Below are 16,153 nucleotides of genomic sequence, written 5' to 3'. Positions count from 1 at the left end.
ACACTGCATGTCTTCAACCCACGCGCTTTTCAACGAAGCACTCCTGCTTTTGGGCGGCGCCGTCATAGCAGCCCCGCTGTTCAAGCGCCTCGGGCTCGGCACGGTTCTCGGCTATCTCGCGGCGGGCATCGTCATCGGTCCGATCGGCCGGCTGATCGCGGGTGGCGAGAAAATCCTGTCGGTCGCTGAACTCGGGGTGGTGTTCCTGCTGTTCATCATCGGCCTCGAACTCAAGCCATCGCGTCTCTGGCAGATGCGTCGGGATATTTTCGGCCTCGGCAGCGCGCAGGTCGTGCTAACCGGCGCCTTGCTCTCCGCGCTCGCCTATTATTCGGGTCTGCTCACCTGGCAGGGATCCATTGTCGCAGGCTTTGGACTCGCACTTTCCTCGACCGCATTCGCGATGCAGATCCTCGAAGATCGAGCCGACATGAACACGGCGTACGGCCAACGCGCCTTCTCGATCCTGCTGTTCCAGGATCTCGCCATCGTACCGCTTCTGGCGCTGACCGCCTTTCTCGCGCCCGGTGCCGAGCGGGCGACCAGCTTCAGCTGGCAGGGCGTCGGCATTTCGGTCGGCTCGGTTGTCGGCCTGCTGCTGGTCGGCCGCTATCTCCTGACGCCGCTGTTCCAGATCATCGGCCGCACCGGCGCACGCGAGGCAATGATCGCCGCCGCTCTCTTCGTCGTGCTGGGTGCTGCGGCCGTCATGGAGGTGGCCGGTTTCTCCATGGCGATGGGCGCCTTTCTTGCCGGCCTGATGCTGGCCGAATCCTCCTATCGCCACGAGCTCGAAGCCGATATAGAACCCTTCCGCGGCATCCTGCTCGGCCTGTTCTTCATGGCGGTCGGCCTGTCGCTTCAACTCGAAGTCGTGACCGGGAACTGGCTGACGATCCTCATCGCCGTGCCCATCATCATGGCGTTGAAGAGCGGCATCATCTATCTCCTTTGCCGTGTTGCAGGCTCGACCAAGAGCGATTCCCTCCAGCAGGCCTTTCTGCTTGGCCAGGGCGGCGAGTTCGGGTTCGTGCTGTTCACGACAGCCGCTGCCACCGGTGTCTTTTCCGCCTCCACGGCGTCGCTACTGGTGGCGATCGTAACCCTGACCATGGCGCTGACGCCGGTCGTCTCGATGTTGCCGAAGCTCCTGATCCGCGAAGAGGCGAAAGAGGAACTCGACGAGGATTTCGAGGGTGCCGAAGGCGCTGAGGTCTTCATGATCGGCTTTTCGCGCTTCGGGCAGGTCGCGGCGCAGATCCTGCTCGCGGGCGGCCGTTCGGTCACCGTCATCGATCATTCCGCCGACCGTATCCGCCAGGCCTCGCGCTTCGGTTTCCGCATCTATTTTGGCGATGGCACCCGCAAGGATGTGCTGGTCTCGGCCGGCATCGAGAAGGCCAAGATCATCGCCGTCTGCACCAACAAGCGCGAGATCACCGACCAGATTGTCGACCTGTTGCAGTCGTCTTATCCCGATGCCCGGATCTACGCGCGGTCCTACGACCGCGTCCACACCCTGGCGCTCCGGCAGAGGGGCGTGGAATTCGAGATCCGCGAAACCATCGAATCCGCGCTCTTGTTCGGCCGCAAGACGCTTGAAGGCCTGGGTATGGACGAGCAGGATTCGCTGGCGATCTCCGACGACATCCGCAAGCGCGACGAGACAAGGCTGCAACTCCAGGCCGTGGAGGGCATCGGTGCCGGCCGCGAACTGATTTACAGCCAGCCGATGCAGCCCGAGCCGTTGATCAAGCCGCGCAAGGAAGCGGCCGAATAGGCCGTCGCCCTTGACAAATGGCAGGTTCTAGCAGGCCGCATGTTTTTGCATTTCGATAAAAATAGTACTTATTTTTCCGAGAATTGCGCGAAATTTAAATCAGAATTAATCAGTCCCGTGGCAATCTGCGGTCCACTGAAATGACGGCGGGGAACGGGCTCGGGGCCCCCTCGCGGACCCGGGCAAAATGCTGGCCGTCCGGGCGCCGCCGCTCTCCCGCTTCAGTGTGCCGCCAGCATGACATTTCCCTGATACCGCTGGGCGGAGCCCGAGATGAACGATGCCGCGTCTTTCGACGCCATCATGCAGTGCAATCTGCTTGAAGTCTTTTGCGAGGCTTTGGGAGCGGCGATCTTTGTCACCGACAAGCTCGACCAGGTGACCTTCGCCAGCATCCGGCTGCTGCATTTCTATCCCATCCGGCAGACCGCGATCGAGCCCGGCAGCCGTGCGCGCGACCTCTACGGCTCGCTGTTCGATGCCGGCTGCCGTTTCGGCCAATCCGGCAAGCAGGGCGGCAGGACGCGCGACGAATGGATCGCCGAACGCACCGCCATCGCCTGGAAGGAACGCGTCGATACGATCGAGCAGGCCGGCCCGGATCGCTGGGTCCGTATCGTCAGCCGCCGTTTTTCCTCGGGCCTCGGCTTCGTCGTGATGCAGGATGTTTCGGAGCAGAAGAAGAAGGAAAACCTGCTGCGCGCGGAGCAGGAGCGCGTCAAGCTCACCGAGGAAATTCTCGATACTCTGCCCGTCCCCGTCGCGGTCAAGGACCGCAATCTCCATTTCGTCGCCGTCAACCAGAAATTCGCGGAGCTCGCCCAGCTTCCCGCCGATAGCATTCTGGGCCGCAATAGCTGGGATATCGTCGACGCGGAACTCGCAGGCCGGATGGAGCAGGCGGACTGGCAACTGCTTTCGAGCGGCCACGCCCAGACCGATCAGGTCACTGTCAAGCGCAGCGACGGCAGCGCCGTCACCATCGAACGGCATGCAAGGCGTGTCGGCCGCCCCGGCAATCACTTCATCTCGATGAGCCTCGCGCAGTCCGTCGGGCATAGCGCGGCTGAGAAGGCGCCAGAAGGCCGCCCGGTGCCCCGAGCCGTCCCTGCTGCCTCCGCCGCAACACCGGCCGCCCCACCCATCCTTGAAGAAACCAGACATCCGGCTGGCTCCCGCAAGGTTCTCTACCTCATCGGCACCCACTATACCGGCCACGGCCTGACACTGGGCCTGGCGGCCCACGACGTGGAACTCTGCCTGATCCGTGACGAGCAGGAATTCGCCTCCTTCGTCCCCGCCGCCAATGCGGCGGGCTTGGCGATCGACTTCGTGCTGATCGACGGCGACTTTTCGCCATCGGCCTTCAACATCGTCGCCAATGCCGGCTTCGATTTCAGGATGATCGCGCCGGGATCGGAAGACTCCACGGCATTGGCCGAAATCCTCCGCAGCCTCGAAGCACGCGAACAGAAAAATCCACGGCGCGCACCCACGGGCGCTGCCTCAACGGCAACCCACCCGCCGGTCGTTTCCGCCCCGCGCGGCAAGGTCGAACCGGACGACCGGCTGGATGTGCTCGCGGTGGAGGATAACCCGGTCAACCGCATGGCGCTGGAACAGATCCTCGAAAGCCTCGAGTTCCGCTTCACCACTGTCGCCTCGGGCCGCGAGGCCATCGCGGCAGCGGCAATCGCGCGGCCCCGTCTGGTGCTTGCCGATCTGACGCTCCCCGACATGGACATCGACGAACTGGCAGGCGCCCTGCGGCGGTCGAATGCCGGGTTGCCGGTTATCGGCCTGATGCCCGCCGACAACGAGGGGAACCGCGAAAAATGCGCGGCGGCCGGCCTGGTCGATTGCATCGCCAAGCCCCTCAGCCCGGATGCGCTGGATATCATCATCCGCGAGCATCGCATCCCCGATCCCGCGATCGCCGCCGCCCGCAGCAGGCCCGCGGCATGATGATCGGATCACTCGCATCGCATCCAAGGGCCCTGCGGAAATTCGCAGGTTTCGAAAGTCAATTCTTAACGGTTTCGCATCAGTGTCGAAATCGGGGATTTCAATGCAATCAGGACGATCGGACATGACCGGCTCAATTCCGGGGACGTTGCCGGCAAGCCAGAACGAGCTTCAGGCGATGGCCTATACCGATCCCTTGACCGGTCTCGGCAATCGTTATCGCCTCAAGGACAAGCTGCGCCAGTTGATCGCCGAACGCTCGGCCGATCCCGCGCCCTTCACCGTCGGCATCGCCAATCTCGATGGGTTCAAACCGATCAACGATCTCTTCGGCCCCTCTGCCGGCGACCAGATCCTCTGCCAGGTCGCGCACCGGCTGAAGGCCTGCATTCCGGATGGCGCGACCGTGATCCGCTACGAGGGCGACGAATTCGCCTTCCTGCTGCCGCTGATCTTCGAGCGCCGCAGCGCCGAGAAGATCGGCATGATGCTGAAGGAAGTGCTCTCGGCGCCCTATGATCTCGGCGACCGCAATGTGCGGCTTTCGGCCTCGTTCGGCTTTGCCATCCATCCCTTCGCCGGCGAGACCTATGAGGACCTGATCAAGAGCGCCGAGACCGCGCTCTACCGCTCCAAGCGCCGCGGACGCGGCCAGATCACCGTCTATTCGACCGAGATCGCCGAGCAGATGAAGCGCGCCACCCAGCTCGAACAGGCGTTGCGCAACGCCATCATCGCCAATGAGGTGGACGTCCATTTCCAGCCGATCGTCAATCTCGCGAATGACCAGGTGGTCGGTTTCGAGGCGCTGGCGCGGTGGATCGACAAGGATCTCGGCTTCGTCTCGCCCAGCACTTTCGTGCCGCTGGCTGAAGAGCGCGGCTTTATCGATGCGCTGTCGGAAACACTGCTGCGCAAGGCTGCCGAAGCAGCCCTGTCCTGGCCGAAGGAACTCTTCCTCTCCTTCAACCTGTCCTCCGCGCAGTTGATCGATCCCTCGACGACGCCGAATATCGTCTCGATCATCAACCGCACGGGATTGGATATTTCGCGGCTGGAACTCGAAATCACCGAAACCGCGATGATGACCGATCCGGATACCGCCCACAGGATCATCTCGGAACTCCGCGCCAGCGGCATCCGCATTTCGCTCGATGATTTCGGCACCGGCCAGTCGAGCCTGTCGCGGCTGCGCGACTTCACCTTCGACAAGGTCAAGATCGACCGCGCCTTCGTCTCGCGCATCACCACCGACAGCGCTTCCGAGCACATCGTCAAGGCGATCATCACCATGTGCGAGGGCCTCAACCTCGAAGTCGTCGCCGAAGGCATCGAGGATTTCGCCGAAGCGCTTAAGCTCAAGGCGTTGGGCTGCGGCATGGGCCAGGGCTATTTCTACGGCCGGCCGGTGGATACGGAAAAGACGCTCGCCTATCTCAGCGAGAAATATCTCGACTATGAAGCAGTCGAGGCGTCCCAGTCCGAAGACGCCTGATCCTCCTCATGACACTTGCAGGAAGTGATACGCGCACCCAAATAGTGGTGTAATCGGGGACATTACACCATTGCGCGCATTCATCGTGATCGGAGCAGTCGTCGCTATCTTCTGGGTAGTGACGTTTTACATACTCAGCAACCGCATGGCCCATACCGCCGAGGATGCCACCTGCCGCCGCGAGCAGATCTTGCTTGCGGTCAGCAAGAACCAGAACACGATCGGCGAAATCCGGCAGGACAGAAACGACCTCGTCGTCACCACCGAATGGCGCCAATGGATGCGCCTCAACCGCCAGCGACAGATCGATATCGGCATGGCCGCCTGGTGCGTTGTGGCGCATGAGGGTAAGGGTGGCAAGGTGCTGATCAAATCCGGCGACACCGAGGTTGGCCGCGTCGTCGCCGGCAAATGGAGCAGCAAGTTCGGCGAATGATCGCTCGACTCGCCGAAACTTCAACTCGGGTGTTTCCGCTCAGACGGCCGTTTCGACCGCCTCTTCCTGCTTCTTCGAAGCACGGCCCTTCTTGAGCTTGGGCATCTTTGTGGTCACCGGTTCCTCGACATCCTCGGCGGAGCCCGGGTCGAGCCTGTGCTTGATCGCGAGATCATAGATGACCTTGAGGATCTGCGCGTCCTTCAGTTCATCGTCGCTGAGCGCAAGCAGCGAGGCCTTGACGATCTTCTTGCTTGTCGCCTTCGGACATTCATCCACGACGTGCTTGTAGAGCGCCTTGTCGGTCAGGCCGCTTTCGGCGCCTTCCAGCAATGCTTCGTAGATTTTCTTGGTCTTGTCGCTCACAAGCGATCCTCCGTTTTTTAATAATTTCCGCAATGAATGTCATGTCACTGTCACAATCAAGCCCGTGGTGACTGTCATAATTGCAGGAATCGAAGGTATTTTCGGGCGTATTGGGGGCGAGATCAGCCAAGCCTCGGAAAATTGGGCGGGTCCGCCTCAGCCAGCATCGAGCCGGCCGAACGACATGAAGAATGCGCTGATTGGAGGTGTCGTTTCGCCGCGATCAGTCGCTGCGCGTCTCGAAATTCAGGGTCGTCCGGCCGCCGCTGCTATCCGAACCCGAAAAATGCTTCTCATACCTGACCTGTCCGCTGACCTTGACGCAGGTATTGGTCCCCGGCAGCTTGGCAAAACCCGTTCCGTAAGCGTCACAGACACCCATCGCCTGCTGCTGTTCAAACTCGTTGGGAACCACGGCATCCTCGGCATGAGCGGCAGATATCACCGCGAAAGCAGCTGCAGCGCCAAGAACGAATTTTCTGAAATACATGACTGTCTCCGGAACCGGACCTTGGAGGATAGGTCGGACTGAATGCGGGCAATATAATGACGATCGATGTGCAACGCGACCCCCAATCTTCGTGGTCATCGCCCGCCCTGCGCCAGCAGCCAGTCGCGCACCTTGCGCGCCGGCGTGCTCAGCTCCCGCGAGCGCGGCCAGACGACGTAGAAATCGCTGCCCGTTTCGAAGACATGATCGCTGACCGGCACCAGCGCGCCCGATGCGACCTGCCGCTCGATCAGATGCTGCCAGCCGAGCGCCACGCCCTCGCCGGCCAGCGCCGCCTGGATCACCAGAACATAGTCGTTGATCGTCAGCAGCCGCGATTGCGGCCGGTATTCATGCCCGGCGCTTTCGAACCACTCCTTCCAGTCGCAGGCGACGCGGGCCGGTTCCTCCAGATGTATAAGTCTCAATTGTGCAAGTGCGGCCATTGAATCCGGCATGCCGTGGCTCTCGATGAAGGCTGGGCTTGCCACCGCATTGACCACTTCGGGCGCCAGCAGCGCTGCGTGATAGTTGGGCCAGGCAGCCGGATCGCCGCCGCGAATGCCGAGCGGAATGCCCTCCTCATCGAGTTCGAGATCGCGTACCGAGGCATGGATTCTGAGATCGATGTCCGGAAGCTCTTCGCGAAATTTCGGTATGCGCGGCAGCACCCACATCGACCCGAAGGCGGAAGACGCCGAAAGCGTCACATTCGTTTCGCGGCCCTTGGCCCTGATCTGCTCGGCCGATTTCTGGATGCGGGCGAGCCCTGCCGAAACGTCGGCATGGAAACGCGCGCCGGTCTCGGTCAGCGACACGGCCCGATGACTTCGATGGAACAGCGGTACGCCAAGCTGGCTTTCGAGCGTGCGGACCGCATAGGAGACGGCCGCCTGCGTCATCGACAGTTCCTCTGCCGCTCGCGAAAAATTCTCGCGCCGCCCGGCGGCTTCAAAGACGACGAGGGCGGAGGCGGAGGGGAGCAGTCTCTTCAAGCTTTGCATAAGGAGAATTTATATCTTCCCTCGAAATTTTGGAAGGATACAATGGAGGAATTCGTCGCTACCCTGAAGTCAACATCAAGGGAGTTTATCGATATGGATGTCGCCGAAGCCGAAGTGCCCGCAACCAACGCCCCTCCCCGGCGCGAGCGCGGCAAGCGCCGCGACCCCTCGGCCAAGCCGACGGGCGTGCCCTACATCGTGCGCAACATCCCGCCCTATGACATTCTCGGCGAGGAAGGTCTCGTCCGCGTGGAGAAGACGGCCGAGCGCATCCTCGCCGAGATCGGCATCGAGTTTCGCGACGACCCCGAAGTGATCTCTCACTGGAAGCGCGCCGGCGCCAAGGTCGATGGATTGCTGGTCAAGTTCGAGCCCGGCATGCTGCAGGAAATCCTATCCTCCGCGCCCTCGACCTTCACCCAATATGCCCGCAACCCCGCCAACAATATCGAGATCGGCGGCAAGAACGTCGTCTTCGCCCCGGCTTACGGTTCGCCTTTCGTCAGCGACCTCGACAAGGGCCGGCGCTACGGCACGATCGAGGACTTCCAGAACCTGATCAAGCTGGCGCAATCGAGCCCCTGGCTACACCATTCCGGCGGCACGATCTGCGAGCCGGTGGACCTGCCGGTCAACAAGCGCCATCTCGACATGGTCTACAGCCACATCAAATATTCCGACCGCTGTTTCATGGGCTCGGTGACCGCCGAGAACCGCGCCGAGGAATCCATCGATCTCGCGCGCATCCTGTTCGGTCGCGATTTCGTCGACAAGAACTGCGTCATCCTCGGCAATGTCAATGTCAACTCGCCGCTCGTCTGGGACGGCACCATGACCAAGTCGCTGCGCGCCTATGCCCGCGCCAACCAGGCCGCCGTCATCGTTCCCTTCATCCTCGGCGGCGCCATGGGTCCGGTCACCAATGCCGGCGCCATCGCACAGAGCTATGCCGAGACGCTGGCCGGCTGCGCGCTGACCCAACTGGAACGCAAGGGCGCGCCGGTGATTTTTGGCAACTTCCTGTCCTCGATGTCGCTGCGCTCGGGCTCGCCGACCTTCGGCACCCCGGAGCCGGCGATCGGGTCGATGGTGATCGGCCAACTGGCGCGGCGCCTGAAGCTGCCGCTCCGCTGCGCCGGCAATTTCTCCAACTCCAAGCTTCCCGATGCGCAGGCGATGCAGGAAGGCGTGATGTCGATGCTGTCGGCCGTCCATTGCGGCGCCAACTTCATCCTCCATTCCGCCGGCTTCATCGATGGTCTGCTGACCATGAGCTACGAGAAGTTCGTCATGGACACCGACTTCTGCGGCGCCCTGCATTCCTATTTCAAGGGCGTGCCCTTCGACGACAACGCACTCGCCATGGACGCCTTCCAGGAAGTCGGCCCCGGCAGCCATTTTCTCGGCAGCCAACATACGCTGCGGAACTACCAGACCGCGTTTTGGGATAGCGAGTTGTCGGATAACGAACCCTTCGAGAAGTGGAGCGACGAGGGCGGCTCGACCGACATGGCGACACGGGCGAACAGGAAGTGGAAGAAGGTGCTGGGTGAATATGAAGCGCCGCCGCTGGATGTTGCGGTGGATGAGGAACTCAGGGATTATATCGACCGCAAGAAGACGGCAGCGGCGGATGCCTGGCATTGAGGTCGCAATCACCCCTCACCAAGCGCGCCCAAATGATCGGCTATCGCCTCTCATGGGCGCGCTATCCTCTCCCGCAAGGGGAGAGGTAAGACTCGTGGCACCGCCTCGCCTAGATTGAAGGTGGCGAGCGTGGCACCCTACCTCTCCCCCTGCGGGAGAGGATACGAAGGCCGGGTGAGCATGGCGAACCCTTGGCCGAAGTTGGTGAGGGGTGAAACCCTCACTCGTCAAATGAAAACTTGAGCCCGAATTGATGACCCAATCCAACGACCCTCTCCTCCAGCCCTACCGGCTCAAGCACCTCACCCTCAAGAACCGCATCATGTCGACCGCGCATGAGCCGAACTATTCCGAAGACGGCCTGCCCAAGGATCGTTACCGGCTCTACCATGTGGAGAAGGCCAAGGGCGGCATTGCGATGACGATGACCGCGGGTTCGGCGAGTGTCTCGTCGGACTCTCCGCCCGCCTTCGGCAATCTCTATGCCTACAAGGACGAGATCGTCCCTTGGCTGAAGAAGCTGACCGACGACTGTCACGAGCATGATTGCGCCGTGATGATCCAGCTCACCCATCTCGGCCGCCGCACCGGCTGGAACAAGGGCGACTGGCTGCCGGTGCTGGCCCCCTCGCCCGTCCGCGAAGCCGCCCACCGCGCCTTCCCCAAACAGATCGAGGACTGGGACATCGAGCGCATCGTTAAGGATTACGCCGATGCTGCCGCCCGCATGCAGGAAGCCGGGCTCGATGGCATCGAGTTCGAGGCCTATGGCCACCTGATGGACCAGTTCTGGTCGCCCGCCACCAACAAGCGCGACGACGAATACGGCGGCTCGCTCGACAATCGCCTGCGGTTTTCCAATCTGGTGATCGATGCCGTCCGCAAATCCGTCGGCCCGGATTTCATCGTCGGGCTCCGCATGGTCTGCGACGAGGATTGGGACATCGGCCTCTCCCGCGCCGAGGGCGTCGAGATTGCCAAACGTTTCGTCGCTTCAGGCAAGATCGATTTCCTCAACGTCATCAAGGGCCATATCGACCATGACGCCGACCTCACCGGCGTCATCCCGATCCAGGGCATGCGCGCCTCGCCGCATCTCGATTTCGCCGGCGAAGTGCGTGCCGAGACCAAATTCCCGGTCTTCCACGCCGCCCGGATCGCCGATGTCGCGACCGCCCGTCACGCCATCGCCGAGGGCAAGCTCGACATGGTCGGCATGACCCGCGCCCATATCGCCGACCCGCACATCGTCGCCAAGATCACCTCCGGCCGCGAGGCTCAAATCCGCCCCTGCGTTGGGGCCACTTACTGTCTCGACAGAATTTACGAAGGCGGCGAGGCGCTGTGCATCCACAATGCCGCTACCGGCCGCGAAGGCCTGGTGCCGCAGGTCATCCCGAAATCCGATGGCGCTAAACGCAAGGCCATCGTCGTCGGCGCCGGCCCGGCCGGGTTGGAAGCCGCCCGCGTGCTCGCCGAACGCGGCCATGCGGTCGAAGTGCTCGAGGCGATGGACGAGGCCGGCGGCCAGATCAATCTGCTCGCCCGCAATCCCCGCCGCAAGGAAATGATCGGCATCGTCGACTGGCGCGTGTCCGAGCTCGAACGCCTGGGCGTGCCGATCCATTTCAACACCTATGCCGAGGAAGACGACATCCTCTCTCGCGACGCCGATCTCGTCGTCATCGCCACCGGCGGCATGCCGCAGAATCCGGCGCTCACCGAGGGCGACAATCTCGTTACCTCAAGCTGGGATATCATCGCCGGCACGGTCAAGCCCGAAGGTCCGGTCCTGCTTTTCGACGACAACGGCGCCCATGCCGGCATGACCGCCGCCGAGCTGATCGCCAACCAGGGCGTCGAACTCGAGCTCGTCTCCCCCGAACGCTTCTTCGCGCCGGAGATCGGCGGCATGAACCACGTGCCCTATGCCAAGGCCTTCGCGAAACCCAATGTCCGGGTCACCATCAACACCCGCCTGCTTTCCGTCCGTCGCGACGGCAATGCGCTGGTCGCGGTGCTCGGCTCGGATTTCGACCGCACGATCCGGCAGGAGCGCCGCGTGGCGCAGATCGTAGTCGAACACGCGACCTCGGCCAATGACGAGCTCTACCACGCCCTGAAGCCGCATTCGAAAAACCTCGGCGCGGTGGATTACAAGGCCCTCATCAACCGCCGCTGTCCCATCCAGGCGAAGAATCCGGACGGGCGCTTCGACCTCGTCCGCATCGGCGACGCGGTTGCCAGCCGCAACATCCATGCGGGCATCTACGACGCGCTGAGGATTTTCTCGCTGGTTTGAGCTTCAACGTCGCTGAACCTCCCTTCAACAATTGTCATGCGATTTCCCGACCGAGGTGCGGTAGGAGTGGTCAACACCCCCCTCTGCCCTGCCGGGCATCTCCCCCTCAAGGGGGAGATCGGATGCGGTTCGACCTTCGCCACAAACAGAGGTCTCGTTTGTGGCAAGGCGGTATCGCGAGTCTTCAATCTCCCCCCTTGAGGGGGAGATGTCACGCAGTGACAGAGGGGGGCAGCGCCATTCACCGTACAGAAGCGGACCCGCCATGAACCTCATCGATAGCCTCAGCCCGCAAGCCCGCCTCGCACCGGAAAGCGGAATCGTCGAAATCTTCAATCATGCCCGGGGTCGCGAAGGCCTGATCCCGCTCTGGGCCGGTGAAGGCGATACGCCCACGCCGCAGTTCATCAGCGATGCGGCAGCCGCCTCGCTCGCCGCTGGCCACACCTTCTACACCTATAACAGAGGCATTCCGGATCTTCGCCGCGCGATCGCCGATTACTACGTCAGACATTTCAACAAGACGCTCTCGCCGGAGCACTTCTACGTCGTCGGCTCCGGCATGCAGGCGATCAAGCTGTCGATCGAGGCCGTCTGCGCGCCGGGCGACGAGGCGGTCTATCTCTCTCCCGCCTGGCCGAATTTCGCCGCCGCCGTGGGCTTGGCCGGCGCGACGCCAGTACCAGTCGAGCTCGAATTCGCCGAGGGCCGCTGGAGCCTCGATGCCGACCGCATGAAGGCTGCGATCACGCCGAAGACCTCGGCCATTTTCATCAACTCCCCTTCCAACCCGACCGGCTGGACGGCGACGCTGGACGACCTCAGGGCGATCCTCGACCTCGCCCGCGAACATGGCCTGTGGGTCATCGCCGATGAGATCTACGCGCTCTACTATTTCAACGGCGGCCGTGCGCCATCCTTCCTCGACGTGATGGACGAGACCGACCGGGTGCTGTTCGTCAATTCCTTCTCCAAGAACTGGTCGATGACCGGCTGGCGGGTCGGCTGGATCGTGGCCCCGCCGGCACTCGGCCAGGTGATCGAGAACCTGGTGCAGTATTCCACCTCAGGCGTCGCCGAATTCATGCAGCGCGGCGGCATCGCTGCGCTCGATCACGGCGATGCCCTGATCCGGGAGAATTACGAGAAGGCGCTGAAATCCCGCGATATCCTCTGCGACGCGCTGATCGCCACCAACCGCGTCGAGACGCTGAAGCCCGACGGCGCGCTCTACGCCTTCCTCAAGATCGACGGCATCAAGGACACCCGCGCGGCAGCCTTCGACATCGTCGACAAGACCGCCGTGGGCCTGGCACCGGGGACTGCGTTCGGTGCGGGTGGATCGCAATTCCTGCGGGCATGCTTCCTTCGCGATCCGGCAAAGGTGCAGATCGCGGCGGAGAGGCTGGCGGCGTATATCAGGGGGTTGTGAGTAGGTTTGGACCTCTTGTATCCATGGCCTGGGATTGTGCTGGCTGTCCAAAAGCAGGCCTGCATGCGACCAGCACAATGATACATATGGGTTTTGCAACGGTCCCGCAGGGGTGGAGATGTCCGGCAGGACAGAGGAGGTGAACCACACCAGCCGACCAAGCATCATTGTGGCCACCCCCGAACTGGTTCATGATCGTCCCTCAAAGGAAGGTTGTTCGCCGAACCAGGGCTTTATAACGCTGCCGCTAAATAAAAGCCGCCCGCGAAACGTCTTCCGCTGCAATATCGATTTGCGCCCCAGGGCGCGGGGACAAGGCATAGCGATTACATGTTCGAGCTACTTTCACTGATATCGATCGTTCTGGCGATCGTCGGTCTGTCGACGGCGCGTGGCGTGCGTGCCAGGCTCGAAACCGAGATCGCGGCGCTCAAGCTCGAACTCAAGCGTGTCGAAGGGATGCGGCCCGCCGCAGCGGATAGCAGCGCCGATGAAATGGCAGTGCCGGAAGCCGCGCCTGAAGCCAGTAGCGAGCCTGTCGATGTCGCCGCAATGAAGGTGGCCCCTGAGCAGGTCACGGAAGACGTGCCTGAACCCGCAGCGGCAATGGAAGCGGCCGACGAACCCGCACAGGCCGTCGCCAGCGAACCGGCAAAGCCTGCAGCCGCCAAGCCGAGCTGGGAATCGCGCATTGCCGCGCAATGGACCGTCTGGGTCGGTGGCGTTGCACTCGCCTTCGCCGGCATTTTCGCCATCAAATACTCGATCGACCAGGGCTTTTTCAGCCCGGAAGTGCGGCTTTCCGCTGCCGCTCTCTTCGGCCTGCTGCTGGTTGCCGGTGGCGAATTCCTGCGTCGCCAGACCAAGCCGCTTGTGGAGAATGCCTTCCAGAACGCGATGATCCCCGGCGTTCTCACCGCCGCCGGCACGCTCACGCTATTCGGTTCGGTCTATGTCGCACATGGTGTCTATGGTTTTATCGGGCCTGCGACGGCGTTCATCCTGCTTGCGCTGATCTCATTCATGACCATCGGCCTGTCCATGCTCTATGGCCAGGCGCTCGCCGGGCTGGGCCTGCTGGCTTCTTTCACCACGCCGCTGCTGGTGGCATCGAAGAGCCCGAGCCCATGGTCACTCTTCGGCTTCCTGACACTGGTCTGGATCGCCACGATCCTCGCCTCGAAAATCCAGTCCTGGCGCGTCGTGCCTGGTATCGCCAATGTCGGGCTTTCGGCCTGGGCGTTCCTCTACCTCGTCGCATCGCGGCCCGAAACGCCCTTCGACGTCATGCCGGTTGCCCTGCCGATGATCATCATGATTGCCGGCCTCGCCTTCATCTGGCCGGGCAATTGGGTGGCAGGGGAGGAGCCCGAGGTTCGGGAGGAAGAGCTTGAGATCCGCCTTGATTCGGCCGGCCGCCCGCTACCCGCAGCAGCGCCGCGCGTAAAATCGGCCTGGGGCCATGTCTTCCTGCCGCGCCACCTCGCCAGCACGCTGACCGCTGCCATCGGCGGCATGATCGTCGCCATGGTCTTCAACGCGCCAGACCTGCCGAGCACCGGCTACTACTTCCTAGGCTTCGCGGCCCTGATTGCCGGCCTGGCACTCTTCGGTGCCTTCCGCACCTATGCGATCTATCCCGCGATCTTCGCTGCGCTCGGCGCATTCGGCGGCATTCGCGTGCTCTCGATCGCGACGGCCTCGCCCGGTTTCCAACCGGCCGACAGTTTCACCTATACCGATCCGAATCTTGTGATCGGGCTCTCCCTCGGCATCGGCCTGCTGCTGGCGGTACTGGCGCTCGCCGTCGTCCATTTCAGGCGCATTTCGCATGCCGAATTCACCCGCGCCTGGATCATCATCGGCGGTGCCACGCCGCTCGTGCTTGCCACGCTCAGTTTCTTCTTCTTCGGCAATTACGCCTTCGACCTGAAGCACGGCCTCTATGCTATCCTGCTCGGCGCGTTCTATCTCGGCGGCGCCTGGCACTTCTACGGCGAGCGGGAGAACGACGGGCGCTTCGTCGCCAATCGCGATCTTCTCGTGGGCGCTTCATGGGCCGCCTTCGTCTTCGCCCTGCTCGTCATGACCAACGGCATCACCACCACGATCGGTGCGGCCATCCTCGGCTTTGCCTATCTCAATGCGCAACGTGCCAAGGATTGGCCTGTCCTGCCCTGGGCGATGGCCGCCTCGGCGATCTTCGTCGCCGGCCGCATCGCCTGGGAGCCGACGATCGTCGGTGCCGAGGCGCTCTCGAAGACGCCTGTGTTCAACCAGCTTCTCGCCGGCTATGGCATCCCGGCCGTACTGCTGATCGCATCGGCCTGGTTGATCCGCAACAAGGCCGACGACCGCATCCGGAATGTCATGGATGCGCTCGCCAGCCTGTTCACGCTGCTGACCATAGCCATCCTCGTCCGCCACGCCATGAATGGCGGCGTGCTGACCTCGGATACCCCGACCCTCGCCGAGCAGTCGATTTACACGCTGCTCGCGGTCGGTGCCTCCGTCACGCTGATGACGCTCGACCTCCGCCGGCCGAGCATCATCTTCCGCACCGGTTCCATGGCGCTCGGCTATATCTCGATGGCCTCGATCCTGCTCGCGCATTTCCTCGGCCTGAACCCCTATTTCACCGGGGAAACGACTGGCCAGATCCCGTTCTTCAACCTGCTCTTCCTCGCCTATCTCCTGCCCGGCGCGGCCTATGGGGGCGCTGCCCATGTGGCGCGCGGACGCCGGCCGCAGCATTATGTGATCGCGCTCGCACTTTCGGGCGCGGCACTGCTCTTCGCCTATGTCACGCTCTCGGTCCGCCGCTTCTATCATGGCGCCGATATTTCGGATTGGAAGGGCTTCCTGCAGTCCGAGCTCTACACCTATTCGGTGGTCTGGCTGCTGCTCGGCGTCGCTCTACTGGTCGCCGGCTATCGCTTCCGCTCCACGGCACTCCGCATTGCCTCGGGCGTGCTTGTGCTGATCGCGGTGCTCAAGGTCTTCCTGATCGACATGTCCAATCTCGAAGGCCTCTACCGCGCGCTCTCCTTCGCGGGCCTCGGCTTCGCATTGATCGGCATCGGCTGGTTCTACCAGCGGGCTTTGCTTGGCTTGGCGAAACGGGAAAAGTCGGCGGACACGGCGACCGAACCGCAGGTCTGAGCGCGCGCGGCTTGCTCTCACTTCTCCCCTTGGGGAGAAGATGCCCGAAGGGCAGATGAGGGGTTCTAAACTGG

At 62.6% G+C, this 16,153-nt stretch carries 11 protein-coding genes; 8 read left to right on the top strand and 3 right to left on the bottom strand.

Annotated features, from left to right (window positions below; genetic code table 11):
- Positions 1 to 7: 7 nt before the first annotated feature.
- The 4 genes from IHQ71_RS03445 to IHQ71_RS03430 all read left to right on the top strand — a co-directional run bounded on the left by IHQ71_RS03445 (position 8) and on the right by IHQ71_RS03430 (position 5,676).
- Positions 8 to 1,780 carry a monovalent cation:proton antiporter-2 (CPA2) family protein gene (locus IHQ71_RS03445; RefSeq protein WP_258160541.1) on the top strand — a complete coding sequence of 591 codons (1,773 nt, stop codon included), beginning with the start codon at positions 8 to 10 and terminating at the stop codon, positions 1,778 to 1,780.
- Positions 1,781 to 2,053: 273 nt separating this feature from the next.
- A complete protein-coding gene (locus tag IHQ71_RS03440) occupies positions 2,054 to 3,745 on the top strand; it encodes a response regulator (RefSeq protein WP_258160540.1) in 1,692 nt (563 codons plus the stop codon).
- A gap of 124 nt (positions 3,746 to 3,869) precedes the next feature.
- Positions 3,870 to 5,240: a bifunctional diguanylate cyclase/phosphodiesterase gene (locus tag IHQ71_RS03435; RefSeq protein WP_258160534.1), complete on the top strand. Its 1,371-nt coding sequence runs from the start codon at positions 3,870 to 3,872 to the stop codon at positions 5,238 to 5,240.
- Between the two features lie 70 nt (positions 5,241 to 5,310).
- Positions 5,311 to 5,676 carry a hypothetical protein gene (locus IHQ71_RS03430; RefSeq protein WP_258160530.1) on the top strand — a complete coding sequence of 122 codons (366 nt, stop codon included), beginning with the start codon at positions 5,311 to 5,313 and terminating at the stop codon, positions 5,674 to 5,676.
- Between the two features lie 39 nt (positions 5,677 to 5,715).
- Here the strand turns inward: IHQ71_RS03430 and IHQ71_RS03425 are convergent, their stop codons facing one another.
- The 3 genes from IHQ71_RS03425 to IHQ71_RS03415 form a co-directional block, all read right to left on the bottom strand.
- Entirely contained in the window at positions 5,716 to 6,042 is a 327-nt protein-coding gene (locus IHQ71_RS03425; RefSeq protein WP_258160529.1) for a hypothetical protein, read from the bottom strand.
- 223 nt (positions 6,043 to 6,265) lie between these two features.
- The gene (locus IHQ71_RS03420) at positions 6,266 to 6,532 is read right to left on the bottom strand and encodes a porin (protein ID WP_258160528.1); all 267 of its coding nucleotides are present in this window, start codon (positions 6,530 to 6,532) and stop codon (positions 6,266 to 6,268) included.
- Between the two features lie 95 nt (positions 6,533 to 6,627).
- The gene (locus tag IHQ71_RS03415; RefSeq protein WP_258160527.1) at positions 6,628 to 7,536 is read right to left on the bottom strand and encodes a LysR substrate-binding domain-containing protein; all 909 of its coding nucleotides are present in this window, start codon (positions 7,534 to 7,536) and stop codon (positions 6,628 to 6,630) included.
- Positions 7,537 to 7,629: 93 nt separating this feature from the next.
- Here IHQ71_RS03415 and IHQ71_RS03410 point away from each other — a divergent pair, with 93 nt between their 5' ends.
- The 4 genes from IHQ71_RS03410 to IHQ71_RS03395 all read left to right on the top strand — a co-directional run bounded on the left by IHQ71_RS03410 (position 7,630) and on the right by IHQ71_RS03395 (position 16,079).
- A complete protein-coding gene (locus tag IHQ71_RS03410) occupies positions 7,630 to 9,183 on the top strand; it encodes a trimethylamine methyltransferase family protein (RefSeq protein WP_258160524.1) in 1,554 nt (517 codons plus the stop codon).
- A 253-nt stretch (positions 9,184 to 9,436) separates the two neighbouring features.
- Positions 9,437 to 11,485 carry an NADH:flavin oxidoreductase gene (locus IHQ71_RS03405; protein WP_258160522.1) on the top strand — a complete coding sequence of 683 codons (2,049 nt, stop codon included), beginning with the start codon at positions 9,437 to 9,439 and terminating at the stop codon, positions 11,483 to 11,485.
- A 265-nt stretch (positions 11,486 to 11,750) separates the two neighbouring features.
- Positions 11,751 to 12,917: a pyridoxal phosphate-dependent aminotransferase gene (locus IHQ71_RS03400; protein WP_258160520.1), complete on the top strand. Its 1,167-nt coding sequence runs from the start codon at positions 11,751 to 11,753 to the stop codon at positions 12,915 to 12,917.
- Positions 12,918 to 13,247: 330 nt separating this feature from the next.
- Positions 13,248 to 16,079, top strand: a complete 2,832-nt coding sequence (locus IHQ71_RS03395; protein ID WP_258160519.1) for a DUF2339 domain-containing protein — start codon at positions 13,248 to 13,250, stop codon at positions 16,077 to 16,079.
- Positions 16,080 to 16,153 lie beyond the last annotated feature (74 nt).

This window comes from Rhizobium sp. TH2 (assembly GCF_024707525.1).
In the GTDB taxonomy this organism is placed as follows: domain Bacteria; phylum Pseudomonadota; class Alphaproteobacteria; order Rhizobiales; family Rhizobiaceae; genus Rhizobium_E.
This window is presented reverse-complemented; position numbering and strand designations above follow the sequence as displayed.

Excerpts from the sequence above, each read along its gene's own strand:
- IHQ71_RS03445 (WP_258160541.1), top strand. The coding sequence starts at position 8 with ATGTCTTCAACCCACGCGCTTTTCAACGAAGCACTCCTGCTTTTGGGC.
- IHQ71_RS03440 (WP_258160540.1), top strand. The coding sequence starts at position 2,054 with ATGAACGATGCCGCGTCTTTCGACGCCATCATGCAGTGCAATCTGCTT.
- IHQ71_RS03435 (WP_258160534.1), top strand. The coding sequence starts at position 3,870 with ATGACCGGCTCAATTCCGGGGACGTTGCCGGCAAGCCAGAACGAGCTT.
- IHQ71_RS03420 (WP_258160528.1), bottom strand. The coding sequence starts at position 6,532 with ATGTATTTCAGAAAATTCGTTCTTGGCGCTGCAGCTGCTTTCGCGGTG.
- IHQ71_RS03415 (WP_258160527.1), bottom strand. The coding sequence starts at position 7,536 with ATGCAAAGCTTGAAGAGACTGCTCCCCTCCGCCTCCGCCCTCGTCGTC.
- IHQ71_RS03410 (WP_258160524.1), top strand. The coding sequence starts at position 7,630 with ATGGATGTCGCCGAAGCCGAAGTGCCCGCAACCAACGCCCCTCCCCGG.
- IHQ71_RS03405 (WP_258160522.1), top strand. The coding sequence starts at position 9,437 with ATGACCCAATCCAACGACCCTCTCCTCCAGCCCTACCGGCTCAAGCAC.
- IHQ71_RS03400 (WP_258160520.1), top strand. The coding sequence starts at position 11,751 with ATGAACCTCATCGATAGCCTCAGCCCGCAAGCCCGCCTCGCACCGGAA.
- IHQ71_RS03395 (WP_258160519.1), top strand. The coding sequence starts at position 13,248 with ATGTTCGAGCTACTTTCACTGATATCGATCGTTCTGGCGATCGTCGGT.